Origin of the sequence: Caldovatus aquaticus, assembly GCF_019458025.1 — a bacterium.
In the GTDB taxonomy this organism is placed as follows: Bacteria; Pseudomonadota; Alphaproteobacteria; order Acetobacterales; family Acetobacteraceae; genus Caldovatus; species Caldovatus aquaticus.
On sequence record NZ_JAHZUY010000056.1, the window covers coordinates 1 to 23,192 of the forward strand.

Annotated in this window: 21 protein-coding genes and 1 pseudogene; 9 read left to right on the forward strand and 13 right to left on the reverse strand. The window is 75.0% G+C overall.

Annotated features, from left to right (window positions below; all coding sequences use genetic code 11):
• Positions 1–435: 435 nt before the first annotated feature.
• The 8 genes and pseudogenes from K1J50_RS15285 to K1J50_RS15320 all read right to left on the reverse strand — a co-directional run bounded on the left by K1J50_RS15285 (position 436) and on the right by K1J50_RS15320 (position 8,761).
• Complete coding sequence (locus K1J50_RS15285; RefSeq protein ID WP_220118628.1) at positions 436–1,431, reverse strand: crotonase/enoyl-CoA hydratase family protein; 996 nt, start codon at positions 1,429–1,431, stop codon at positions 436–438.
• Positions 1,432–1,916: 485 nt separating this feature from the next.
• Positions 1,917–3,128, reverse strand: a complete 1,212-nt coding sequence (locus K1J50_RS15290; protein WP_220118629.1) for a pyridoxal-phosphate-dependent aminotransferase family protein — start codon at positions 3,126–3,128, stop codon at positions 1,917–1,919.
• A gap of 77 nt (positions 3,129–3,205) precedes the next feature.
• The gene (locus K1J50_RS15295; RefSeq protein ID WP_220118630.1) at positions 3,206–4,024 is read right to left on the reverse strand and encodes an SDR family NAD(P)-dependent oxidoreductase; all 819 of its coding nucleotides are present in this window, start codon (positions 4,022–4,024) and stop codon (positions 3,206–3,208) included.
• A 22-nt stretch (positions 4,025–4,046) separates the two neighbouring features.
• Entirely contained in the window at positions 4,047–5,072 is a 1,026-nt protein-coding gene (locus K1J50_RS15300) for a branched-chain amino acid ABC transporter permease (protein ID WP_220118631.1), read from the reverse strand.
• On the reverse strand, positions 5,069–5,923 hold the full coding sequence (locus K1J50_RS15305) for a branched-chain amino acid ABC transporter permease (protein WP_255575331.1): 855 nt from the start codon (positions 5,921–5,923) through the stop codon (positions 5,069–5,071). The genes K1J50_RS15300 and K1J50_RS15305 overlap by 4 nt, the downstream gene beginning before the upstream one ends.
• Positions 5,923–6,567 (reverse strand): annotated as a pseudogene (locus K1J50_RS15310) (ABC transporter ATP-binding protein); the annotation flags it as partial. The pseudogene K1J50_RS15310 and the gene K1J50_RS15305, both read right to left, overlap by 1 nt.
• A gap of 107 nt (positions 6,568–6,674) precedes the next feature.
• Positions 6,675–7,430, reverse strand: a complete 756-nt coding sequence (locus K1J50_RS15315; RefSeq protein WP_369413620.1) for an ABC transporter ATP-binding protein — start codon at positions 7,428–7,430, stop codon at positions 6,675–6,677.
• On the reverse strand, positions 7,427–8,761 hold the full coding sequence (locus tag K1J50_RS15320) for an ABC transporter substrate-binding protein (protein ID WP_220118633.1): 1,335 nt from the start codon (positions 8,759–8,761) through the stop codon (positions 7,427–7,429). The genes K1J50_RS15315 and K1J50_RS15320 overlap by 4 nt, the downstream gene beginning before the upstream one ends.
• Before the next feature lie 266 nt (positions 8,762–9,027).
• Between K1J50_RS15320 and K1J50_RS15325 the strand changes: the two genes are divergently transcribed.
• The gene (locus K1J50_RS15325) at positions 9,028–10,317 is read left to right on the forward strand and encodes an MFS transporter (RefSeq protein ID WP_220118634.1); all 1,290 of its coding nucleotides are present in this window, start codon (positions 9,028–9,030) and stop codon (positions 10,315–10,317) included.
• Between the two features lie 17 nt (positions 10,318–10,334).
• On the forward strand, positions 10,335–10,991 hold the full coding sequence (locus tag K1J50_RS15330) for a trimeric intracellular cation channel family protein (protein ID WP_220118635.1): 657 nt from the start codon (positions 10,335–10,337) through the stop codon (positions 10,989–10,991).
• Between the two features lie 111 nt (positions 10,992–11,102).
• Here the strand turns inward: K1J50_RS15330 and K1J50_RS15335 are convergent, their stop codons facing one another.
• From K1J50_RS15335 to K1J50_RS15345, 3 genes are all read right to left on the reverse strand, one after another.
• Entirely contained in the window at positions 11,103–11,618 is a 516-nt protein-coding gene (locus tag K1J50_RS15335) for a cupredoxin domain-containing protein (protein ID WP_220118636.1), read from the reverse strand.
• Positions 11,619–11,784: 166 nt separating this feature from the next.
• A complete protein-coding gene (locus K1J50_RS15340) occupies positions 11,785–12,117 on the reverse strand; it encodes a DMT family transporter (protein WP_220118637.1) in 333 nt (110 codons plus the stop codon).
• Between the two features lie 111 nt (positions 12,118–12,228).
• The gene (locus tag K1J50_RS15345) at positions 12,229–13,260 is read right to left on the reverse strand and encodes an aspartate-semialdehyde dehydrogenase (RefSeq protein WP_220118648.1); all 1,032 of its coding nucleotides are present in this window, start codon (positions 13,258–13,260) and stop codon (positions 12,229–12,231) included.
• Positions 13,261–13,473: 213 nt separating this feature from the next.
• Between K1J50_RS15345 and pqqA the strand changes: the two genes are divergently transcribed.
• From pqqA to pqqE, 5 genes are all read left to right on the forward strand, one after another.
• Positions 13,474–13,551, forward strand: coding sequence for a pyrroloquinoline quinone precursor peptide PqqA (gene pqqA, locus K1J50_RS19645; RefSeq protein WP_369413621.1), 78 nt, complete (start codon positions 13,474–13,476; stop codon positions 13,549–13,551).
• Positions 13,552–13,653: 102 nt separating this feature from the next.
• A complete protein-coding gene (gene pqqB / locus K1J50_RS15355; protein ID WP_220118649.1) occupies positions 13,654–14,595 on the forward strand; it encodes a pyrroloquinoline quinone biosynthesis protein PqqB in 942 nt (313 codons plus the stop codon).
• On the forward strand, positions 14,592–15,332 hold the full coding sequence (gene pqqC, locus K1J50_RS15360; RefSeq protein ID WP_220118639.1) for a pyrroloquinoline-quinone synthase PqqC: 741 nt from the start codon (positions 14,592–14,594) through the stop codon (positions 15,330–15,332). Before pqqB ends, pqqC begins: the two co-directional genes overlap by 4 nt.
• Positions 15,329–15,616, forward strand: coding sequence for a pyrroloquinoline quinone biosynthesis peptide chaperone PqqD (gene pqqD, locus K1J50_RS15365; RefSeq protein ID WP_220118640.1), 288 nt, complete (start codon positions 15,329–15,331; stop codon positions 15,614–15,616). The genes pqqC and pqqD overlap by 4 nt, the downstream gene beginning before the upstream one ends.
• Positions 15,613–16,728, forward strand: coding sequence for a pyrroloquinoline quinone biosynthesis protein PqqE (gene pqqE, locus K1J50_RS15370; RefSeq protein ID WP_220118641.1), 1,116 nt, complete (start codon positions 15,613–15,615; stop codon positions 16,726–16,728). Before pqqD ends, pqqE begins: the two co-directional genes overlap by 4 nt.
• A 106-nt stretch (positions 16,729–16,834) precedes the next feature.
• Here the strand turns inward: pqqE and K1J50_RS15375 are convergent, their stop codons facing one another.
• Positions 16,835–19,156 carry a methyl-accepting chemotaxis protein gene (locus tag K1J50_RS15375; protein WP_220118642.1) on the reverse strand — a complete coding sequence of 774 codons (2,322 nt, stop codon included), beginning with the start codon at positions 19,154–19,156 and terminating at the stop codon, positions 16,835–16,837.
• Positions 19,157–19,530: 374 nt separating this feature from the next.
• Here K1J50_RS15375 and K1J50_RS15380 point away from each other — a divergent pair, with 374 nt between their 5' ends.
• Positions 19,531–22,239, forward strand: coding sequence for a cation-translocating P-type ATPase (locus K1J50_RS15380; RefSeq protein ID WP_220118643.1), 2,709 nt, complete (start codon positions 19,531–19,533; stop codon positions 22,237–22,239).
• A gap of 66 nt (positions 22,240–22,305) precedes the next feature.
• Positions 22,306–22,737 (forward strand): DUF1489 family protein, encoded by a 432-nt coding sequence (locus tag K1J50_RS15385; RefSeq protein ID WP_220118644.1) that lies wholly within the window; start codon positions 22,306–22,308, stop codon positions 22,735–22,737.
• Positions 22,738–22,755: 18 nt separating this feature from the next.
• Here K1J50_RS15385 and K1J50_RS15390 read toward each other — a convergent pair.
• Positions 22,756–23,192, reverse strand: a 437-nt coding sequence (locus K1J50_RS15390) for a hypothetical protein (RefSeq protein WP_220118645.1), incomplete at its 5' end; no start/stop codon positions are given.

The window sequence follows — 23,192 nt, forward strand, 5'->3', positions numbered from 1 at the left end:
CGGCCGTGTCGCCTCGATCAGCGGCTCCCATTCCGCCCAGGCCGCATCCGTGAACACCTGAACGCCGCCGCTCTTCTCCGCCATCCCCACAACATGGGCATAGCATTCAAGCTCTAACAGACCCTAGCGCGGAGCGCGCCGGGCAGGAAACGGGCAGGGGTGGCAATCGGCTCGGCAGACAACGGGGCAAAGCCGTTGCCGCAGCCGTTGCGGCGCGCAACACCGAGCGGAAACAGCCTGAGAACGGGTCGCGGGCCACCAGAACCGCCTCGACGCGCGGCTCGGCGCCTCAGCCAACACGGAAGGGCCGTTGCCGCGCGTACCGCCGAACGGAAGCGGCATCGGGGGCACCGCCGGTCCCGCGCATGCCAGACGACGTCCCTCGTCCCGGGCCGGGGAGGGGCGCGGCGGGGAGCGAGCCCCGCCGCACGGCGACTACTCCGCGGCCATCGCCGGGGCGGCCGGGGTGAGGCTGGCGATCCGCCGGTCCTGCGCCGCGGTCAGGCGCGCCATCTTGCGCAGGTCGGGCTCGGTCAGGTTGACCGCCGCCTCGGCCCAGAGGTCCACCACGTCGCGCAGCTCCTCGAGCGTGATCGGGTTGGCGCGGCGGCGCGCCTTCTGCATGTGGTAGAGCGCGTTGTGCTTGCGGGCGTTGCGCTCGATGAACTCCTCCACCGTCGCCTCGCCCATGCCGTCCTCGGCGAGGACGTCCACCACGCCCATCTCGTGCAGCTCCTCGGCGGTGTAGATCTTGCCGCTGGTGATCAGCTTCTCCGCCCGCACGCGGTCGAGGCGGCGCGAGAGGAAGCTCACGGCGCCCATGCCGGGGAACATGTTGAACAGGATCTCGGGCAGGCCGAGCTTGGCGCTCTTCTCCGCCACGATCAGGTCGTAGGAGAGGGCGCATTCGAACCCGCCGCCGAGCGCGTCGCCCTGCACCAGGGCGAGGGTGATCACCGGCACGTCGAAGGCGGTGTGGTTGCGATGGATCGCTTCCACCGCGACGTGCCCGTAGTGGCGCAGCGACTCCAGGTCGCCCTTGCGGATCAGCTCGCCGAACAGGCCGAGGTCGCCGCCGAGGTTGAAGATCCCCGGCACGCGCGAGCCCATCACGAACCAGTCGAAGGGCTTCTCGCCGCCCGCGGCGCGCTCGGCGAACAGGCGCTGGATGGCGAACTGCATGGCGCTGATGTCCTGCATCAGCGCCATCGTGTAGCTCGGCCGCCCGGTCGGGCGCTGCCAAGCCCAGAAGCAGCGGTGCTCCGTGTCGAGCGCGACCTCGAGGTTGTCGTAGCGCCAGGCCGCGACCTCGACATGCGCCGGGGCGTGCGAGCCGCCGGCGGGAACGCCCAGCCGCGCCGCCGCGTCGGCGGGGCTCGAGGCCTGCGCGGGCGCGGTGGTGAGGATCGTCGGCTTGTGCAGGTAGGTCATGATTCGCTCCTCCAGGGGCTGGTGATGGGCAGTCCTCCCGCTGGCCGCTGCGGCGGTTGTGCTGCCGCCCGGGGCGGGCAACTCTTGGCGTAAGGCGATCTGGTTTCTGCTCGGATTTCGAGAAAGAAACGACATCGCAGCGCCAACGCGCGAGTCCCGAATGGCGACGCAACGCCGGAATTCACGAGATGTTGATTATCCGCTGGGAACCCTTGAAGAACAGAGAGGAGGCCGTTGTTCCCGCAGGCAGGCATCCCGGCCCTGGCCGCCCCTGATGCGCGCCCGCAGGCGCGGCTGCAGCCAGCCGGGAAGGAGGCGGGGGAAACCCCCGCGCACCCCAGCATGTGCCTCGGGCCTCTGCCGCCGACGCGCGACGAGGGGACGCGCCGCGGCTTCTCCGCCCGCACGTCGGCCATGCGGCGCCGGCCCGGAACGGGCGCGGTGCGCGCGTCCCTCCTGCCGCGCCGCGCGCCGGCGGGGCCCGCTCAGCCGCGCGCGGAGGCGGTCAGCGATTCGAGCGCGGCCTCGACGCCGCCCGGGGCGTGCGGCACGCCGTTCAGCCGCAGCGCCATCTCCACCGCGCCGAGCGTGCCGATCACCATCGGCTCGTTCAGGTCGCCGAGATGGCCGATGCGGAACACCTGGCCGCCGAGCCGCCCGAGCCCGCCGCCGGTCGAGACGTTGAAGCGCTGCAGCGCGGTGCGCCGCACCGCCTCCGCGTCGTGGCCGGGCGGCATAAGCACCGTGGTGACGGTATCGGAGTAGCGCGCGGGGTTGGCGCAGAAGATCTGCGGGCCGTCGTTGCCGGACCAGTGCTGCACGCAGGCGCGCACCGCGCGCGCGAGCCGCGCGTGGCGGGCGAAGACCTCCTCGAGGCCCTCCTCCTCGAGCAGGCGCAGCGACTCCTTGAGGCCGTAGAACAGCGCGATCGGCACCGTGCCGACGAAGCTGCGGTGCTTGCGGGCGAGCATGTTCGTCCAGTTGAAGTAGTGCCGCGGCAGGCGGGCCGTGCGGTGCGCCGCCATCGCCTTCTCCGAGACGGCGGTGAAGCTGAAGCCGGTCGGCAGCATCAGGCCCTTCTGGCTGCCGCCCACCGCGGCGTCCACGCGCCACTCGTCCATGCGGAAGTCGAAGGAGGCGAGCGAGGAGATGGTGTCGGCGAGCAGCAGCGCGGGATGGCCGGTCTCGTCGAGCGCGGCGCGCACCTCCTCGACCGGGAGCCGGAGGCCGGTCGAGGTCTCGTTGTGGACGACGCAGACGCCCCTGATCGCGTGCGCACGGTCCCCGGCCAGCGCCGCCCGCACCGCCGCCATCTCGACGCCGCGCCGCCAGTCGGCGGCGACCGTCTGCACCTCGAGGCCGAGGTCGCGCGCCATCTGCGCCCAGCCCTCGGAGAAGTAGCCGGTCTCCAGCATCAGCAGCCGGTCGCCGGGGGAGAACAGGTTGGCGAGGCTCGCCTCCCACGCGCCGTGGCCGGAGGCGGTGTAGAGGAACACCTCTCCTTGCGTCTTCAGCACCCGCTTGAGGCCGGCGACGCAGTCCTGGAACAGGGCGAAGAAGTCGTCGTCGTTGAAGTCCACGCTGTTGTGCGCGCAGGCGAGCAGCACCGAATCCGGGATGTTGGTCGGGCCCGGATTGGCGAAGAACAGGCGGCCGCGCGGCTTGCGCGCCGGAGGCGTGTCGGTCCTCGAGGTCATGCGGGCGGTTCCTCTCGCGTGGCGCGCAGCATAGGCGCCGCGCGCGGCGGTGGGAATGCGGGGGCCGCCCGCGCGCCTCAGGTCCCGGCCGGCGGCGGCGCCCGCTCGAAGCCCGGGCGCGGGATGAGGTCCATCAGCATGCAGTCGAGCCCGCCGTCCACCAGCAGCGTGGCGCCGTTCACGTAGGCGGCGCGCGCGCTGGCGAGGAACAGCACGGCGTCGGCGATGTCCTCCGGCTCGGCGATGCGCCGGACGGGGACCATGGCCTTGCGGCGCTCCTCGACGCCCGGAACGGCATAGAAGGCCTGCGACATCGGCGTGCGCACCAGGCCCGGGCAGACGGCGTTGCTGCGGATGCCCCAGGGGCCCCATTCGGCGGCGATCTGGCGCGAGAGCATGGCAACGGCCGACTTGCTCGCGCTGTAGGCGCCGCTGTTGGTCTGCGGCTCGAGCGCGGCGATCGAGGCGACGTGCACCATGGCGCCGCGCCGGCGCGCGCGCATCTGCCGCCCGAAGGCCTGGGCGCAGAGGAGGTAGCCGGTGAGGTTGACCGCCAGCACCTGGTTCCAGTCGGCGAGCGAGAGCGACTCGAGCGGGCCGGGGCGCAGGATGCCGGCGTTGTTGACCAGCACGTCGGCGGCGCCGAGGCGGCGCTGCACCTCGGCGGCGGCGGCCTCGACCGCGGCCGGATCGGTGGTGTCGCAGGCGAGGCCGATCGCCTCGGCGCCGCCCGCGCGCAGCGCCGCGGCCGCCGCCTCGGCGCCCGCGCCGTCGCGGTCGAGCAGGGCGACGCGCGCGCCGGCGCCGGCGAACCCGGCGCCGATCGCGCGGCCGATGCCGCCGGCGCCGCCGGTGACGACGCAGGCGAGGCCCTGGAGACGCAGCCAGTCCGTCATGGCGCGGGTCCTCCCTTCCGGATCAGGCGCGCGGCGGATCGGCGGCCGGGACCGCCGCCGCCTCGGCCGGCGCGGCGCGCGCGGCCGCCGGGGCGCGGCGCGGGCGCCGCTCGAGCAGCCCGGCGATGCCGCGCGGCAGGAACAGCACGAACAGCACCAGCAGCAGGCCGTAGATCAGCGGCGCCGCGCCGATGAACTGGGTGCCGAAGGCGACCCGCAGCGTCTCGTCGAGGCCGATCGTGAACAGCGCGCCGATGGTCGGCCCGATCAGGCTGTACATGCCGCCCGCGAGCGCGCCGAACACGATCTGCAGCGAGATGCCGAGGCCCGCCAGCGTCTCCGGGTTGAGGTACATGCGGTACTGCGCCATCAGCCCGCCGGCGAGGCCGGCGAAGGCGGCCGAGAGCAGCGTCACCTTGAGCTTCTCCCGCGCCACGCGGATGCCGATCGAGGCCGCCGCGTCCTCGTCCTCCGCCACCGCGGCCAGCGCCTTCGAGGTCATGGAGCGGTCGAGCAGGCGCCAGGCGAGCAGTCCGCCGGCCCAGGCGAGCAGCGCCAGCCACCAGAAGCCGGCCTTGCCGAGCTGCATCGCGGCGAGCGCCTCGCCGGGCGGCGCCTGGTTCGGCGTCATGCCGAGCGAGCCGCCGGTGACGGAGCGGGTCGCGGTGACCAGGATGCGCACGATCTCGCCGGCGGCGAGGGTGACGAGGGCGAAGTAGTGGCCGACCACGCGCAGGCGGAAGGCCGGCCAGCCGAGCAGCGCGGCGGCGAGGGCGGCGAGGGCGACGCCGAGGGGCAGGCCGATCCAGGGGGTGAGGCCGGCGAGGTTCCACAGCAGCGCCATGCTGTAGGCGGCGATGCCGAGGAAGGCGCCGTGGCCGAAGGAGACCAGGCCGAAGCGCCCCATCAGCGCCCAGCCGGTGCAGGCGAGGGCGATGAGCAGCGCGGTGATGGCGAGGTGCATGAAGTAGTCGGGCGGCCCGAGCAGCGGCAGGCAGGCGAGCGCCGCCAGCACGGGCAGCGCCAGCAGGATCTCGCGCGCCGTCATCGGGCGAACAGCCCCTGCGGCCGGAGGAACATCACGGCGATGAAGAACACGAAGGCGACGACGTAGGACATCTCCGTGTTCCACCAGAAGCCGCCGACCGAGACGATCAGCCCCATCAGGAAGGCGGCGAGGAAGCCGCCCAGCATGTTGCCGAGGCCGCCCATGACGCAGATCATGAAGGTGATCGGCCCGAAGGAGAGGCCGACGAAGGGGTGCACGTCGAGCTGCACCACCAGCAGGCAGGCGGCGAAGCCGGCGAGCGTGCCGCCGACCGCGGAGGTGATGAGGTAGATCCGGCGCGGGTCCACCCCCATCAGCGGCATCACCTCGCGGTCGCGGGCGATGGCGCGGATCGCCGTGCCGACGTAGGTGAACTTGAGGAAGGCCCAGAGCGCCGCGGCGCCGGCGAGCGCGGCGAGGAAGGCGGCGAGCTTGGTCCCCGAGACGAAGACCTCGCCCACCTCCATCGGCGGCATCTCGACGCCGAGGCTGCGGAAGTCGGTCGAGAACACCAGCGTCGCGACGCCCTGCAGCACGAACAGCACGCCGCCCGTCGCCAGCACCTGGTTGATCGGCGGCGCGCGCAGGAGCGGGCGCACCACCAGGACGTGCAGCAGCACGCCGAGCGCGGCGACGAACGGCAGGCAGGCGGCGAAGGCCAGGGGGAGCGGCCATCCGGCCTGGGTGTAGAGGAACCACACCGCGTACATGCCGACCATCACCAGCTCCGCGTAGCAGAGCCAGATCACGTCCACGACGCCGAAGACCAGGTTGAGGCCGAGCACCGGCAGGGCGAACACGCCGCCGAGCAGCACCCCGTTCACCAGCGCCTCGAGCAGGAAGGGGTCCATCAGTGCATCCCGAGATAGCTGCGGCGGATGGCGGGATCGGCGGCGAGCGCGGCGGAGCTGCCCGCCGCCGCGATGCGGCCGGTCTCCAGCACGTAGGCGCGGTCCACGACGCGCAGCACCTGCGCCACGTTCTGCTCGACGATCAGCACCGTGAGCCCCTCCTCGCGGATGCGGCGGACCAGGGCGAAGACCTGCTGCACCACGATCGGCGCGAGGCCGGCCGAGGGCTCGTCGAGGAGGAGGAGGCGCGGGCCCGACATCAGCGCGCGGCCGATCGCGCACATCTGCTGCTCGCCGCCCGAGAGCGTGCCGGCAAGCTGGTGGCGCCGCTCGGCGAGGCGCGGGAAGAGCGAGAAGACGCGGTCGCGCCGCTCGGCGAAGTGCGCGCGCGCGGTCCTGGCGTAGGCGCCGACCCGGAGGTTCTCCTCCACCGTCAGGTGCGGGAACAGGCGCCGGTTCTCCGGCACGTGGGCGATGCCGAGGGCGGGCAGCTCGTGCGGCGCGACCGCGGTGAGGTCGTGCCCGCCGTAGCGCAGCGTCCCCGCCGTCGGGCGCAGCAGGCCGGAGATCACGCGCAAGAGGGTGGTCTTGCCGGCGCCGTTCGGGCCGACGACGCCGACCGCCTCGCCGGGGGCGACGCGCAGGTCCACGCCGAACAGCGCCTGGAAGTCGCCGTAGCCGGCGCGGATGCCGGACAGCTCCAGGGTCGCGGCCGCGGGGGCCGCGCTCCGGGCCGCGGCGACGGCCGCGCTCATGCCGCGCGCGCCTCCGGCGGGCCGAGATAGACCTCCGCCACCTTCGGATCCTCCTGCGCCGCCTGCGGCGTGCCCTCGAAGATCACCGCGCCGTGGTCGAGCACCACCACGCGGTCCACGACCGAGAGCAGCACGCCCATGATGTGCTCGACCCAGACGATGGTGATGCCCCGCTCGTCGCGGATGCGCTTGAGCATCTCGGCCGCGGCGCGCATCTCCGCCGCGTCGAGCCCGCCGAGCGATTCGTCGGCGAGCAGCAGCCGCGGCCGCGTGGCGAGGGCGCGCGCGAGCTCGAGCTTCTTGAGCCCCGCCGCGCCCAGCCCCGCGACCGTCGCGTGCGCATCGTCCGGAAGCTGGGCGAGGCGCAGCGCGTCGCGCGCCCGCGCCTCCGCCTCCGCCTGCGTGATCGCGCCGCCCGCGCCGTAGTGGGCGGCGAGCAGCGCGTTCTCGAGCAGCGTGAGATGGCGGAAGGGCCGGGGGATCTGGAAGGTGCGGCCGATCCCGCGCCGGCAGACCTCGTCGGCCGGCAGGCCGCCGATCTCCCGCCCCGCGAAGCGCACCGAGCCCGCCGTCGGCCTCAGCATGCCGGCGATGCAGTTGAAGGTGGTGCTCTTGCCCGAGCCGTTCGGCCCGAGCAGCCCCAGGATCTCCCCCTCGGCGACCGTGAAGGAGACCCCCTGCACCGCGGTGAAGCCGCCGAAGCGCTTGGTCAGCCCCTCGACGGCGAGCAGCGGCGGCGCCGCCACGCTCACGAACGCGCCGCGTAGGGGCTGGAGGGCGGCAGCGGCAGCACCGGCGGCGCGCTGGCGATGGCGGTCGGCCACACCACCCGGCCCCTGGCGTTCTCGAACTGCATCACCACCGGGAAGGCGCGCTCGTTCTGGCCGGACATCGGCGTGCCCGGCGCGGCGAACTTGACGCCGTAGCCCTGGATGGTCCCGCCGACGGGGATGTCCACCGCCAGCGCCGCCTCGCGCAGCGCCTCGGCCGACATGCCGCCCGTCTTGCGCACCGCCGGCTTCAGCACGTGCTCGAGGAAGATCCAGGTGTTGTTGAAGCCCATCGAGGCGTGCGCGGGAAGGTCGCGCACGCGGTGCTTGGCCTGGTAACGCTCGACGAAGACCTTCGCCAGGTCGCCGACGCCGGGGCCGAGCTTCGACCAGTCCAGCATCTGCGTCCCCACCGGGTCCACGTTGTAGACGTAGTTCACGTCGTTGCCGAAGGCCTCGGTCAGCCGGTCGATCTGCGCGTAGCCGGCGCCGTGGCCGATCAGCGCCTTGAAGCGCAGCCCGCCCGCCTTGGCCTGGCGCAGGAACAGGGTGATGTCCGGGTTGTAGCCGGTGTGCAGGATGACGTCCGGGCGCTCGCGCCGGAGCTTCGTCACCAGGGTGGAGAGGTCGGGCGCGCTGGCGGAATACCCCTCCTTCAGCACCAGCGGCATGTTGCGCGCCTTCGCGTTCGCCTCGATCGCGGCGGCAACCCCGGTGCCGTAGGGGCCGTCCTCGTAGATCGCGGCCAGCCGCACCCGCTCCGGCGGCGTGCCGAGCTTCGACTGCGCGTGCTCGTGGATGAAGGAGACCGAGGCCTCGCCGTACTGGTCGGAATGCACGGTCGGGCGGAACACGTAGCGCAGGTTGCGGTCCTTCAGCACCGCCGTCGAGATGGCGCTGGTGATCCACATGATCTTCCGCGCCTGCTCGAAGCGGCCGGAGAGCGGCACGGCGTGGGCGGAGGAGTAGATCCCCGTCACCACCTCGAGCCCCTCCTGGCCGAGCAGGCGCTCCGCCTCGTTGATCGCGACGTCGGCCTTGCTCTGGCTGTCGGCGGTGACGGCCTGCACCGGGCGCCCGTCCACCCCGCCGCGCTCGTTGAACAGCTCGATCGCGACCTCGGCGCCCCAGAACAGCGGCTGGCTGCCGGCGCCGGCGAAGGGGCCGGAGAGGTCGGTCATCACGCCGACGCGCAGCGGCTCGCCGCGCGCCGGCCCCTGGGCCCGCGGGCTGGCCGGGACAGTGGCAGCGAGCGCGCCGGCGGCCCCTGTCCGCAGCAGGGCGCGCCTCGTCGTTGCGGTGGTGCTGGGCATCGGCTTGGTGTCCTCCCGAACGCGTCTCTCGCGTGCGTCCCGCTGCGCCCGCTCGCTCGAGGCGGGCGTCGTTGTCGTCCGCGCGCAGCAAAGGATGGAGCCCCGCGGTTCGTCAAGCCGGAGACTGCGGGGCGGACGCGGCCGGGCGATGCGGGCGCGAGGCGGTCGCGGCGCGCGACGCGGCCCTGCCGGCCGGCCGGCGGCGCATTGACCCCCCTCCGGCCGGGACGCAGACTGCCGCGGAACCGCATGGATCACGCCTGCCGATGACCGCTGCCCCTGGCGCCGCCCCGCCCGGCCCCGGCCCGTCTCCGCCCGCGTCGCGCCGCCGGGATCTCCGCATCTGCGCCCTGATCGGCTGCGGCCACTTCCTCAGCCACTTCTACATGCTCTGCCTGCCGCCGCTGTTCCTCGCCTGGCGGGCCGAGTTCGGCGTCTCCTACGCCACCCTCGGCCTCGCCACGGCGGTGATGAGCGCGACCACCGCGGCGCTGCAGACGCCGATGGGGTTCTGGATCGACCGCCACGGCGCGCGGCCCTTCCTCGTCGGCGGCACGCTGCTGATGGCGCTCTCGGTCTCCGCCATGGCGGCGGCGCCGGAGTTCTGGATGATCGTGGCGCTGGCGCTGCTCTCGGGGGTCGGGAATTCGGTGATCCACCCGGCGGACTACGCGATCCTCGCCGGCAGCGTGCACAAGTCGTTCATGGGGCGCGCCTTCGCGCTCCATACCTTCACCGGCAACCTCGGCTTCGCCCTCGCGCCGCCGGCCATCGCGCTGCTGACGACCGCGATGGGCTGGCGCGCCGCCCTGCTGCTGGTCGGCCTGCTCGGCGTGCCGGTGGTCGCAGCGATCCTCTGGCAGAGCCGCATCCTGCGCGACCAGGCGAAGCCGGAGCCGAAGCGGACGGCGGACGCCGCGGCGGCGCCGGCGGGGCGCCGGCTCCTGCTGTCGAGGCCGATGCTGCTGTTCTTCGGCTTCTTCCTGCTCAGCGCCATGGCCGGCTCCGGCGTGCAGAGCTTCGTCATCGCCGTGCTCGGCCAGCTCTGGGGCACGCCGGTGGCGGTCGGCTCGATGGTGCTGACCGGCTACATGGCCGGCGCCACTCTCGGCACGCTGGTCGGCGGCGTGGTGGCGGACCGGGCACGGCGCGGCCTGGCCGGCTTCGTCGTGCTGCTGACGCTCGCGGCGATGGCGCTGCTGCTCGCCCTCGGCCTGGTGCCGATGCCGGAGGCGCTGATGCCGGCGGTGGCGACGGCGGCGGGCCTTGCCCTCGGCGCCTCGCGCACGCCGCGCGACGTGATGCTGAAGGAGGCCTCGCCGCCCGGCGAGATCGGCAAGGTGTTCGGCTTCGTCTCCTCCGGCCTGCCGCTCGGCTCGGCGCTGATGCCGGTGCCGATGGGGCTCCTGATGGACCTCGGCCATCCGGAGCTGGTGCTGCCGGCGGTGGCGGCGCTGCTCGGGCTGTCGCTGCTCTGCATGGGCGGGGCGGAGGGCGCGGCGCGGGCCGCCCGGCGCGGCACGGCGCCGGCCGCCCGTCCCGTGGCGGCCGAGTAGGAGCGGTCCGGTCCGCCGTGGGCGCGGCGCTCGACCGGCTGCTCGGCTGGCTCGATCTCGGCGGGATCGCGGTGTTCGCCGCCTCCGGTGCCCTGGTCGCGTCGCGCAAGCGGCTCGACCCGGTCGGGTTCGTGCTGGTGGCGGCGATCACCGGCTTCGGCGGCGGCACGGTGCGCGACCTCCTGCTCGGCCGCACGCCGGTGTTCTGGCTGGCGGCGCCGGAGCTGGTCGGGCTGTGCGCCGCGGTCGGGCTCGCCGGCTATTTCGCGGCCCACCTGATCGAATCGCGCTTCCGCGCGCTGCTCTGGGCCGATGCGGCGGGGCTCGCGCTCTACGCCGTGGTCGGGGCGGAGATCGCGCTGGCGGCCGGGGCCGACCCGTGGGCCGCGGTGCTGCTCGGCACCGTCACCGCGACCTTCGGCGGCATCCTGCGCGACGTGGTGTGCCAGGAGCTGCCGCTGATCCTGCGGCGCGAGATTTACGCCACGGCCGCCGCCGCGGGGGCGGCGGGGTTCGTCGCGCTGCGGCTCGGCCTGCCGGCGCTGCCGCGCGAGGCGGCGTTCGCGGCCGGGATCGCGCTCGGCTTCGCGATCCGCGGCGCGGCGATCCGGCACGGCTGGTCGCTGCCGCCCTACCGCGCGCGGGCGGGGCGGGACTATCCGGACGCGCGGTAGAGCCGCTCGCGGACGGCCGGCGACGGCCGGAAGCGCGAACCGGCGCTCCCCGCGATGGCCGGGGCCGCTGCGGCGAGCGCTGCCGGGCGAAAACGGCGCGGCCGGCGGGCGTCAGGCGATGACGATCTCGCCGCGCATGCCGTGCTCGGCATGGGTCTTGCCGTCCTCCGCCCTGATGTCGCAGCGCAGGTCGGCGAAGCGGCCGGTGGCGACGGGGACGAACCGCCACTCCGCCTCGTGGCCGGGATAGACCTCGATCTCGCGGATCGCGCCCTTGAACTCGGCGAGGGTCTCGGCGTGGCCGTCGCGGCGCTGCACGACCTGCGCCTTGCGCGTCCAGACGCTGGCGGCGAGGCCCTCGGAGGTGAAGTAGTGCGGGTGCGGGCTGCGGTTGCGCTGCACGAGCCGGTAGAGGCGCCCGGTCTCGAAGCGGAGCTGGCGCGGCTCGAAGGCTTGGCGCCCGTCGGAGGTGCCAAGCTCGACCACCACCTCGACCGGGTCCTGGCGCGAAAGGTCGCCGCCCGCGGCGCGCGCCGCGCCGCTGCCGCCCGCGACCGTCGCGGCCGCCGCCGCTGCCCCGAGCGCGGCGCCCCTGCCCAGGCTCCGCCTGCCGATCCCGCCTTCCATGGCTTGCTCCCTCCCGGCCGATGGGGCCGCCATCGCCCGCACGGCACGGCCTGCACGGCCGCTCCCCGGGGACGGCACGGCAGGTTTTGCTCGCGGGATCAAAGGCTTGCGCGAGTGTGGGGGGGGGACGCGGCGGGGGCGGCAAGCGGGCGCGGGGGCCGCGGGGTCAGCCCTGGGCGAGCTTGAGGCCGGCGACGCCGGCGAGGATCAGCGCCAGGCAGAGGATGCGCAGCGGCGTCGCCGGATCGCCCTCCACCGCCATGCCCCAGAGCGCCGCGCCGGCGGCGCCGATCCCGGTCCAGACGGCATAGACCGTGCCCATCGGCAGCGTCTGCAGGGCGCGCGACATGCAGTAGAAGCTCACCGCCATGGCGGCGAGCGTGGCGAGGCTCCAGCCGAGGCGGGCGAAGCCGTCCGTGTATTTGAGCGTGACGGTCCAGACCACCTCGGACAGGCCGGCGGCGGTCAGCCAGAGCCATTCCGTGCCGATGCGGTTCATGACCGGGCGGACTGCGTGCCTCGGCCGGTCAGGGCGCGCCGCGCCGCGGCGAGGGCGCGCTCCTCATCGCGGCGCGCCGCGCCGCGCGGCACCGCCGCACCGGTCCGCACACTACGCCGCCTTGCGCTCGATCGCGCCCTGGCGGACCAGCTCCTCGGCGATCTGCACCGCGTTGAGCGCCGCGCCCTTGCGCAGGTTGTCGGCGACGCACCAGAAGGCGAGGCCGTGCGGCACGGTCGGGTCGCGCCGCAGGCGGGAGACGTAGACCGGATCCTCGCCCGCGATCTCGACCGGCGTCGCGTAGCCGCCGTCGTCGCGCCGGTCGAGCACCGTCACGCCCGGCGCGGCGCGCAGCGCCTCCCAGGCCTGCTGCTCGGTGATCGGGCGCTCGAACTCGACGTGCACCGCCTCGGCGTGGCCGATGAACACGGGCACGCGCACGCAGGTCGCGATCACGGCGATGTCGGGGTCGAGGATCTTGCGCGTCTCGACCGCCATCTTCCACTCCTCCTTGGTGGAGCCGTCCTCCAGGAAGCGGTCGATGTGCGGGATGACGTTGAAGGCGATCTGCTTGGTGAACTGCTCCGGCTTCGGCGAGTCGTTCACGAACACGCCGCGGGTCTGCGACCACAGCTCGTCCATCGCCTCCTTCCCGGCGCCGGAGACCGACTGGTAGGTGGCGACCACGACCCGCTTCACCCGGGCGATGTCGTGCAGCGGCTTCAGCGCCACCACCATCTGGATGGTCGAGCAGTTCGGGTTGGCGATGATGTTGCGCTTGCGGAAGTGGCGCAGCGCGTGCGGGTTCACCTCCGGCACCACCAGCGGCACGTCCGGCTCCATGCGGAAGTGGCTGGTGTTGTCGATCACGACGCAGCCGGCGGCGGCGGCGCGCGGCGCGTGCACGGCGGAGACCGCGGCGCCGGGCGAGAACAGGCCGATGTCCACCCCCGTGAAGTCGAATTTCTCCAGGTTCTGGACCTTGAGCACGGCCTTCTCGCCGAACGACACCTCCTGCCCGGCCGACCGGCCGGAGGCGAGGGCGATCACCTCGTCCGCCGGGAATTCCCGCTCCGCGAGGGTCTTCAGCATCTCGCGCCCCACCGCACCGGTGGCGCCGACGACCGCGACCCGATAGCCCATGACCTGCTGGCTCCCGTCCACCCGGCCCCGTCCCTCGGAGCCGCGGCGTCCCTCTACGGTGCGCGGGCCGGCGCTTCAAGCGCCGCGCGCGCAGGGCTCCCCCGCGGCTGCGAATGGTTTTGCCTTGACCTTCGCGGCCGACCCCCGATGCTGGGGGCGGCAGGATCGCCTGCCCGCTGCCTCGCGCCAACGCACCGAACGGAGGATGCGCCCATGAGCTGGAAGAAGCCCCGCGTGACCGAGATCTCCCTGGCGATGGAGATCAATTGCTACGCCTGCGCCGAGGCCTGATCCGGCGCCGGTGGCCGGGGCGCCGGCGGGCCGGGGCGACCCTCGCCCCGGAGCTGCGACGTGCCCGCCGCGACATGGGCCGCCGGCCGGGGGGTGAGGGGGATGCTCCGGGCGCTGGTCCTCGGTGCCGCGGCGGGGGGCGGCTTTCCGCAGTGGAACTCCGCCGGGCCCGGGTGCCGCCGGGCGCGCGCGGGCGACCCGGCAGCGCGGCCACGCACTCAGACCTCGCTCGCCGTCACCGCGGACGGGGAGCGCTGGGTCCTGCTGAACGCCGCGCCCGACCTGCGGGCGCAGATCGAGGCCAATCCGCCGCTGCATCCGCGCCCCGCGCCGGGCGCGGTGCGGCATTCGCCGATCGCGGCGGTGATCCTGACCGGGGGCGAGGTGGACTGCATCGCCGGCCTGCTCACCCTGCGCGAGCGGCACGCCTTCGCCCTCTACGCCGGGGCGCCGGTGCTCGCGGTGCTGCGCGAGAACCCGATCTTCAACGCGGTGAACCCGGCGATCGTGCCGCGCCGGGAGCTGCCGTCTGGCGCGACGCTGCCGCTCCGCGACGCCGCGGGCGAGCCGCTCGGCCTGCTCGTCGAGGCGTTCGCCGTGCCGGGCAAGGTGCCGCTGTTCCGGGAGGCGGCGGACGGTGCCGACCCGGGCCGGACGGAGGCGGGGGAGACGGTGGGCCTCGCGCTGCGCGCGGCGGGGGGCGGGCCGGCGCTGCTGTTCATCCCCGGCTGCGCCGCCCTCACCCCCGCGCTGCGCCGGCGCATCGCCGGCGCCGACACGGTGCTGTTCGACGGCACCCTCTGGCGCGACGACGAGATGATCCGCGCCGGCGCCGGCCCGAAGACCGGCGCGCGCATGGGCCATATGAGCCTCGACGGGCCGGAGGGCACGCTCGCCGCCTTCCGCGACCTGCCGGTGCGGCGCAAGATCCTGATCCACCTGAACAACACCAACCCCGTCCTGCTCGAGGACAGCCCGGAGCGCGCGGCGGTCGAGGCCGCGGGCTGGGAAGTGGCCTGGGACGGCATGGAGATCGCGCTGTGAGCGACGCCGAACCGCTCCCGCCCGAGGAACTGGAGCGCCGCCTGCGCGCCATCGGCGCGGAGCGCTACCACAGCCTGCACCCCTTCCACCGGCTGCTGCACGGCGGGAAGCTGACCCGGGGCCAGGTGCAGGCCTGGGCGCTGAACCGCTACTACTACCAGGCCTCCATCCCGAGGAAGGACGCCACCCTGCTCGCCCGCCTGCCGACGCCGGAGCTGCGCCGCGAATGGCGCCGCCGCCTCGTGGACCACGACGGGGACGGGGTGCGGCCGGGCGGCATCGAGCGCTGGCTGAGGCTCACCGACGGGCTCGGCCTCGACCGCGAGTACGTGACCTCGCTCCGGGGCCTGCTGCCGGCGACGCGCTTCGCGGTGGACGCCTACGTCGCCTTCGTGCGCGAGCGCAGCGTGCTGGAGGCGGTGGCGTCCTCGCTGACCGAGCTGTTCTCGCCCGCCATCATCAGCGAGCGCGTCGAGGGGATGCTGCGCAATTACGACTTCATCTCGGCGGACACGCTCGCCTACTTCGCGCCGCGGCTGACCCAGGCGCCGCAGGACGCCGAGTTCGCCCTCGCCTACGTCAAGCGCGAGGCGCGCACGCGGGCCGAGCAGGAGCTCGTGCTCGGCGCGCTGCGCTTCAAGTGCGACCTGCTCTGGGCGCAGCTCGACGCGCTCCACTTCGCCTATGTCGAGCCGGGACTGCCGCCGCCCGGCGCCTTCCGGCCGGAGGAGACGTGACGGCCGCCGCCATCACCGGCGCCTCCGTCCCGCGGCTTGCGCGCGGCGTGCGGCTGCGCGAGGACGCGGCGCGCGGCGGCCGCTGGGTGGTGATGGCGCCGGAGCGCCTGTTCGTCCCCGACGCGACTGCGCTCGAGGTGCTGCGCCTGGTGGACGGCGCGCGCAGCGTGGAGGCGATCGTGGACGCGCTCGCTGCCCGTTTCGATGCCCCGCGCGCGGAGATCGCGGCGGACGTGACGGAGCTGCTCGAGGACCTCGCGGCGAAAGGGGTGATCGTGACGTGAGCGCCGCCGGCCCTGCCGTCGAGCCCCCGCTCGGCCTGCTCGCGGAGCTCACGCATCGCTGCCCGCTGCGCTGTCCCTACTGCTCCAACCCGCTGGCGCTGACCCGGCCCGGGGAGGAGATGGACACCGCCACCTGGGCGCGGGTGTTCCGCGAGGCGGCGGCGCTCGGCGTGCTGCAGGTGCATCTCTCGGGCGGCGAGCCGACGGCGCGGCGCGACCTGCCGGAGCTGGTGCGCGCGGCCGCCGAGGCGGGGCTCTACACCAACCTGGTCACCGCCGGCGTGCTGCTCGACGCGGCGAAGGTCGAGGCGCTGGCGGCGGCGGGGCTCGACCATGTGCAGCTTTCCGTCCAGGACGCCGAGCCGGCCTCCGCCGACCGCATCGGCGGCATGGCGGGCGGGCACGAGAGGAAGCTCGCCGCGGCGCGGCTGGTCCGCGCCGCCGGGCTGGCGCTGACGCTGAACGCGGTCGTGCACCGGCAGAACCTCGATCGCCTGCCGGCGCTGATCGCGCTCGCCCTCGAGCTCGGCGCCGGGCGGCTGGAGGTGGCGCATGTGCAGTACTACGGCTGGGCGCTCGCCAACCGCGCTGCGCTGCTGCCGACGCGCGCGCAGCTCGACGCCGCGACCGCGACGGTCGAGGCCGCGCGCGCGGCGCACAAGGGGCGGCTGGTGATCGACTACGTGATCCCCGACTACCATGCGAAGCGGCCGAAGGCCTGCATGGGCGGCTGGGGGCGGCGGGTGCTGGCGGTCACGCCCGCCGGCAAGGCGCTGCCCTGCCATGCCGCGGAGAGCCTGCCGGGCCTCGACTTCCCCGACGTGCGGGAGGTGCCGCTCGCCGAGATCTGGCACCGCTCGGAGGCGTTCAACCGCTTCCGCGGCACCGCCTGGATGCCCGAGCCCTGCCGCTCCTGCGACCGGCGCGAGATGGATTTCGGCGGCTGCCGCTGCCAGGCCTTCGCGCTGACCGGCGACGCGGCGGCGACCGACCCGGCCTGCGCGCTCTCGCCGCGCCACGCGCTGCTCGACCTCGCGGTGCAGGAGGCCGCGGCGGCGGACGGGGCATTCACCTATCGCGAGATGGCGCGCACCGCGCCGCTCGCCCGCTGATCCCCGCCGCGCGCCGGAGGCCTTTCCGCTCGGCCGTGTTCGCGGCAACAGTTCCGGCCCGTTGTCGGGCGAGCGGGTCCGCGCTCCCGGCCGTCCGCGATCCGCTCTAGGCCCGGCGGACGGCGGCGAGGAACTCCGCCGCGCGGCCGCGCAGGACCGTGGACTGCTCGGCGAGGCCGCCGGCGGCGCCGAGCAGTGCGTCGGCCGCCTCGCCGGTCTCGCCGGCGGCGCGGCGCACCGCCTCGATGCGGCTCGCGACCGTGCCGGTGCTGTCGGCGACCTGGGCGGCGCTGCGCGCGATCTCGCGCGTCGTCGCTCCCTGCTCCTCGACGGCGGCGGCGATGGCGGTGGCGATCTCGGAGGTGCGCTCGACGGTGGCGCCGATGCCGCGGATCGCCTCCACCGCCTGGGCCGTGGCCTGCTGCATGCCGGCGATCTGGCGGGCGATCTCCTCGGTCGCCTTCGCGGTCTGGCCAGCGAGGGTCTTCACCTCGCCCGCGACCACGGCGAAGCCCTTGCCGGCCTCGCCGGCGCGCGCCGCCTCGATGGTGGCGTTGAGCGCGAGCAGGTTGGTCTGCCCGGCGATGTCGCCGATCAGGCGCACCACGTCGCCGATCCGCGCCGCGGCCTCGGAGAGGCCCTGCACCGTGGCGTCGGTGGCGCGCGTCTCCTCCACCGCGCGCCGCGCGACCTCGGCGGCCTCGGCGACGCGGCGGGTGATCTCCTCGACCGAGGCGGCCATCTCCTCGGCGGCGGAGGCCACCGCCTGCACCTCGGCGCTGGCGCGGTTGCCGGCCTCGGCCACCGCCGTCGCCTCCTTGCCGGAGGTCTCGGCTGCGCCCGCCAGCGCCTGCGCCGCCGCCTGCACCTGCGCCGCGGAGGCCGCCACCGCCTCGACCACCGCGCCGACCTGCGCCTCGAAGCTGTCGGCGAGGCGCGCCTGCTCGGTCGCCACCGACCAGGCCAGCATCGGCCCGGCGTAGCCGCCCGCGGCGTCGCGGATGGCGCTGACGGTGAGATCGAGCGTCTCCGCGCCGAGGCGGATGCGCGTCCTGTAGGGCAGCCGGGCGGGGTCGGAGAGGAGCGCGCGGATGCGGCCCGGATCGCGGTGGAAGATGTCCACGCTCTGGCCCTCGAGCGCATCGGCCTTCACCGGCAGGGCGTCCTCGCACCGGCGCAGGATCTCGGTCGCGCGCGTGTTCAGGTAGGTGATCCGGAAGTCGTTGCGCGGGTCGGCCATCATGACGCCGATCGGCATCTGCTCGAGCATCTGGCCGCGGGCGAAGGCGCGGGCCGCCTCGCCGCGCAGCGTCTCGAGCGCCTCGGCGATGCGGCCGATCTCGTCGCGGCGGCCGCGTTCGGGCACCTCGAGCGCCGTCTCGCCCGCGGCGATCCGGTCGATGATCCCGGCGAGGCGGCGCAGCGGCGTGCCGATCGCGCGCGCCGTCAGGGTGCCGGAGACCGCGAGGATCAGCGCCATCCCGACGCCGCCGAGCAGCACGGCGAGGTCCATCTGCGCCACCGCGGCGGCGACGGCGTCGCGGCTCGCCGCGCCCTCGGCGCGCAGGGTCGCGCCCGCGTCCGCGAGGGCCTGGCGGATCTGCTCGCCGGCCGGCCCCGTCCCTTCGCGCCGCGCCGTCTCCACGGCATGGCCGGCGGCGATCATCTCCTCCGTCGCCGCGGCGAGGCCGAGCGCCGCTTCGCCGACGCGGCGGAAGACCGCGGCGGCCGGGCCGTCGTCGCCGACCGCGGCCTGCACCCCGCGCAGGTGCACCCGCGCCAGGGTCAGCCCCCGCCGCGCCCGCTGCGCCTGGTTCTCCGCCCCGCTGGCGAGGAAGGCCTGGACCGCGATCCGCATCTCGGAGACGGCGCTGTGGAAGGTCTGGTAGCGGTCGCGCGCCTCCGCCTTCGCTTCCGGAGGCAGGTCGAATTCCAGCGCGCTCTGCACCGCCTCCAGCGACGAATCGTACTCCCCCGATAGGGGGAAGAACCGGGAATCGCGCCGCTCGATCAGGACGCGCCGCTGCTCGACCAGGGTCGCGAAGGCGCGGTGCCAGTCCTCGACCGCGGGCAGGACGGCGAGGATCGCCTCCCGCGTCGCCGGGCGGGTGGCGCTGGCGGCGGCGTCCTCGACCAGGCCGCGCAGGCTGGCGACGATCTGCCCGGCCTCGGCCGCGAGGCGGTCGAGTTCGGCCGGGACCTGGGCGGCGGCGGCGTCCCTCTCGGCCGCGCGGCCGGCGGCGTAGGTCGCGAGCGCCTGCCGGAGGTCCAGCTCCGCCCGGATGGCGCGGTCCTGCGCCGCCTGCTGTTCCGCCACCGTCGCGGCCTGCCAGCGGACCAGGACCACGAGGCCGACGCTCAGCAGGATCGCGAACAGGGCCGAGGTGGCCAGTTTCCTGCCGACCGACAGGTTGCGGAAGAACTGCATGCGGGCGGGTCTCCTCGGAAGCGCGGTCGTCCGCATGGAGACTCCGCCCCGCTTAACCGCCGATGAAGCGGGGGCGCGCCGGCCGGTCGCGGCGCGCCGTCGCGGCCGCGCGCGGCCCTGCCCGGACCGAGGCCTGGCCAAGCCGCGGTGCCGGCGCGGCCCTGCAGCCGCGCCTGCCCGGCGTCGCGCCGAGGCCGGCGGGGGGCGCCCCGATCGGGCCGGACACCGGTACCCGCGCTCCGCGCGGCGGCGGCGGGGAGCGGCCGGCGGCCCGCGCGCCGCAGCGGCGGCCCTTCGGGGCTCGCCAGGGCGCGCGGGCGGGCCTATTGGCCACCGACCCCCGCCGCAGCGCCCCTCTTGGAACGCCAGGACCGATGCCACAGCCCCGCGCCTCCTCCGCATCCCGCCCCCCGACGGATGCCGCAGCCGCGCCGCCCTGGCATCTGCTGGAGGCCGAGGCGGTCGCGGCACGCCTCGCCAGCTCGGCCACGGCCGGGCTGACCCGCGAGGAGGCGGCGCGCCGCCTTGCCGTCCACGGCCGGAACGAGCTCGAGGCCCGCAAGGGGCGCGGCCCGCTCGCGATCTTCCTCCGGCAGTTCGCCGACTTCATGATCCTGCTGCTGGTCGCCGCGGCGGGCATCTCGGCGCTGATCGGCGAGATCGAGGACCTGGTCGCGATCCTCGCCATCGTGGTGCTGAACGCGGCGGTCGGCTTCGTCCAGGAATACCGCGCCGAGCGCGCGCTGCAGGCGTTGAAGGAGCTCGCCGCGCCGCGCGCCCGCGTGCTGCGCGACGGCCAGGCGGCGAGCGTGCCGGCGGCGGAGCTGGTGCCGGGCGATCTCGTGCTCCTCGAGGCGGGCGCGGTGGTGCCGGCCGACCTCCGCCTGGTCGAGGCGGTGCAGCTCCGCGTCGAGGAGGCGGCGCTGACCGGCGAATCCCAGCCGGTGGAGAAGCGGACCGCGCCGCTCGCCGAGGCGGACCTGCCGCTCGGCGACCGGGTCAACATGGCCTACAGCGGAACGGTCGTGACCTACGGGCGCGGCAAGGGACTCGTCGTCGCCACCGGCATGGCGACCGAGCTCGGCCGGATCGCCTCGCTCCTCTCCGCCACCGAGGAGGGGCGCACGCCCCTGCAGCAGCGGCTCGCCGCGTTCGGCCGCCAGCTCTCGCTGCTCGCGATCGCCGCGTGCGTGGCCGTCTTCCTGCTCGGCGTGCTGCGCGGCGAGCCGCTGGCGCTGATGTTCCTGACCGCGGTCAGCCTCGCCGTGGCGGCGGTGCCGGAGGCGCTGCCGGCGGTGGTGACCATCGGCCTCGCGATCGGCGCCCAGCGCATGGTGCGGCGCAACGCGCTGATCCGCCGCCTGCCGGCGGTCGAGACCCTCGGCTCGGTGACGGTGATCTGTTCGGACAAGACCGGGACGCTGACGCAGAACCGCATGGTGGCCGAGGCCTTCGCGGTGGATGGCGAGCGCCGGGCCGCGGCGCCGGAGCGGGCGGCGGAAGCCGAGCCCTGGCGCTCCTTCCTCTGGGCGCTGGCGCTGAACAACGATGCGGCGGCGGGGCGCGACGGCACGGTGACCGGCGACCCGACCGAGGTCGCGCTCTACCTCGCCGCGCGCGAGGCGGGGGTGGAGCGGCCGGCGCTCGAGGCGCGTGCCCCGCGCCTCGCCGAGCTGCCCTTCGATTCCGAGCGCAAGTGCATGACGACCCTGCACCGCGCGCCGGACGGCGGCGGCGTGATCGCCTTCACCAAGGGCGCCCCGGAGCGGGTGATCGCGCTGTGCACGGCGCGCCTGACCGCCGCCGGCCCGGCGCCGATCGAGCCGTCGGCCCTGCTCGCGGAGGCGGAGCGCATGGCCGCGGAGGGGCTGCGGGTGCTCGCCGTCGCCCGCCGCGACTGGCCGGCCGTGCCGGAGAGGCTGGCGCCCGAGACGGTCGAGCGCGATCTCGTCTTCGTCGGGCTGGTCGGGCTGATGGACCCGCCCCGGCCCGAGGTGCCGCAGGCCGTCGCCGAGTGCCGCACCGCCGGCATCACGCCGGTGATGATCACCGGCGACCATCCGCTGACGGCGCGCGCGATCGCGCTCCGCCTCGGCATCCTGGAAGGGCCGGAGGGGCGCGTCCTCACCGGGCGCGACCTGGCGCGGCTCGGGCCCGAGGAGCTGGCGGCGGAGGCGGCGCGCGTGCGGGTCTATGCCCGCGTGGACCCGGAACAGAAGATCCGGATCGTCGAGGCGCTGCAGAGCCGCGGCGAATTCGTGGCGATGACCGGCGACGGGGTGAACGACGCGCCGGCGATCAAGCGCGCCGACATCGGCGTGGCGATGGGCCGGATCGGCACCGACGTGACGCGCGAGGCGTCCGACATGGTGCTGCTCGACGACAACTTCGCCACCATCGTCGCCGCGGTCAGGGAAGGGCGGCGGATCTTCGACAACATCCGCAAGTTCATCAAGTTCGTCCTGTCCGGGAACCTGGGCGAGATCCTGGTCCTGCTCGCCGCGCCCCTGTTCGGCCTGCCGCTGCCGCTGCTGCCGATCCACATCCTCTGGGTCAACCTGGTGACGGACGGGCTGCCCGGCCTCGCCCTCAGCGCCGAGCCGGAGGAGAAGGGCATCATGGAGCGCCCGCCGCGCCCGCCGGGCGAGAGCGTCTTCGCCCGCGGCGTCGGGCTGCACATCGTCTGGGTCGGGACGCTGATCGGCGCGCTCTCGATCGGCGCCCAGGCCTTCGCGATGGCGAGCGGCTCGCCGCGCTGGCAGACCGTGGTGTTCTGCACGCTCACCTTCGCGCAGCTCTACCACGTGATGGCGATCCGGGCGGGCGACGCCTCGCTGTTCCAGGCGGGGCTGGGCTCCAACCGGCCGCTGCTCGGCGCGGTGCTGCTCGGCGCGGCGCTGCAGCTCGCGGTGATCTACGTGCCGTTCCTCAACGAGGTCATGCGGACCGAGCCGCTCGGCGCCGGCGAGCTGGCCTTCTGCGTGCTGGCGCCGGGCGTCGTGTTCGCCGCCGTCGAGGTCGAGAAATGGCTGCGCCGGCGCGGCGCCCGCGGCGCGCCGGGACCGGCGGCGCCCGCGCGCTGAGCCGGCGCGTCCGGGGGCGGAACGGGGCTTGCGCGGACTCGGCCCCGCGGTCCACGGAATCGGGCCGTGGCGCTGCACCTCCTCAAGCTCTCGGTCGGGCCGCGGGACGTGGCCGAGCTGCGCGCGCTCCAGGCGGAGCGGCGGCGCGCCGACCCGCCGCTGCGCCACCGCACCCGCCTGTTCCCCCGCCGGGCGGAGGAGATCCTTGCCGGCGGCTCGATCTACTGGGTGGTCGCGGGCTTCGTCCGCGTGCGCCAGCGCGTGCTCGACATCCGCGAGGACCGGATGGCGGACGGCAGCGCCTGCGCGGCGCTCGTGCTCGATCCGGCGCTGGTGCCGGTGGAGGCGCGGCCGGTGAAGGCGTTCCAGGGATGGCGCTACCTGGCGCCGGAGGACGCGCCGCCCGACGTCGCGGCGCGCCCGGCGGTGCCGGCGCGCGGGCTGGAGCGGCTGCCGCCGCGGCTGCGGCGCGAACTCGCGGCGCTCTGCCTGATCTGAGCGGCCGCGGCGCGGCCGCTACTCGATGCGCGCCAGGTGGGTCCGGGCCTGGTCGCCGGTGCGCCAGGCGCTGGTGAGCGAGCGGGTCTGCACCAGCTCGAGCCCGTCGCCGGCAAGCAGCGGCGAGACCTCGTAGCGTTCGCCGGCGCTGTCGGTCCAGACCAGCTTGCCGAACTCGTAGCGGGCGCGGGCGCGCTCGAAGCCGGGGCGCAGCCCGTCGCTGAAGGTGCGGGGGTTGCCGAGGTTGCCGGCGAGCAGCACCTCCGCGGTGCGCGCGGCCTCGTCCACCGAGAGCACGATCAGCAGCAGGTCGCGGCCGAGCTCGTTCCACAGCGTCGGGCCGCCCCAGGCGCCGAGGAAGCGGGCCAGGCCGGAGCCCGACCGCGCCTGGGTGAGCGCCGGCAGGTCGGCCGGCAGGGGGATGCGCCGTTCCGCCGCGCCGGCGCGGGCGCGGG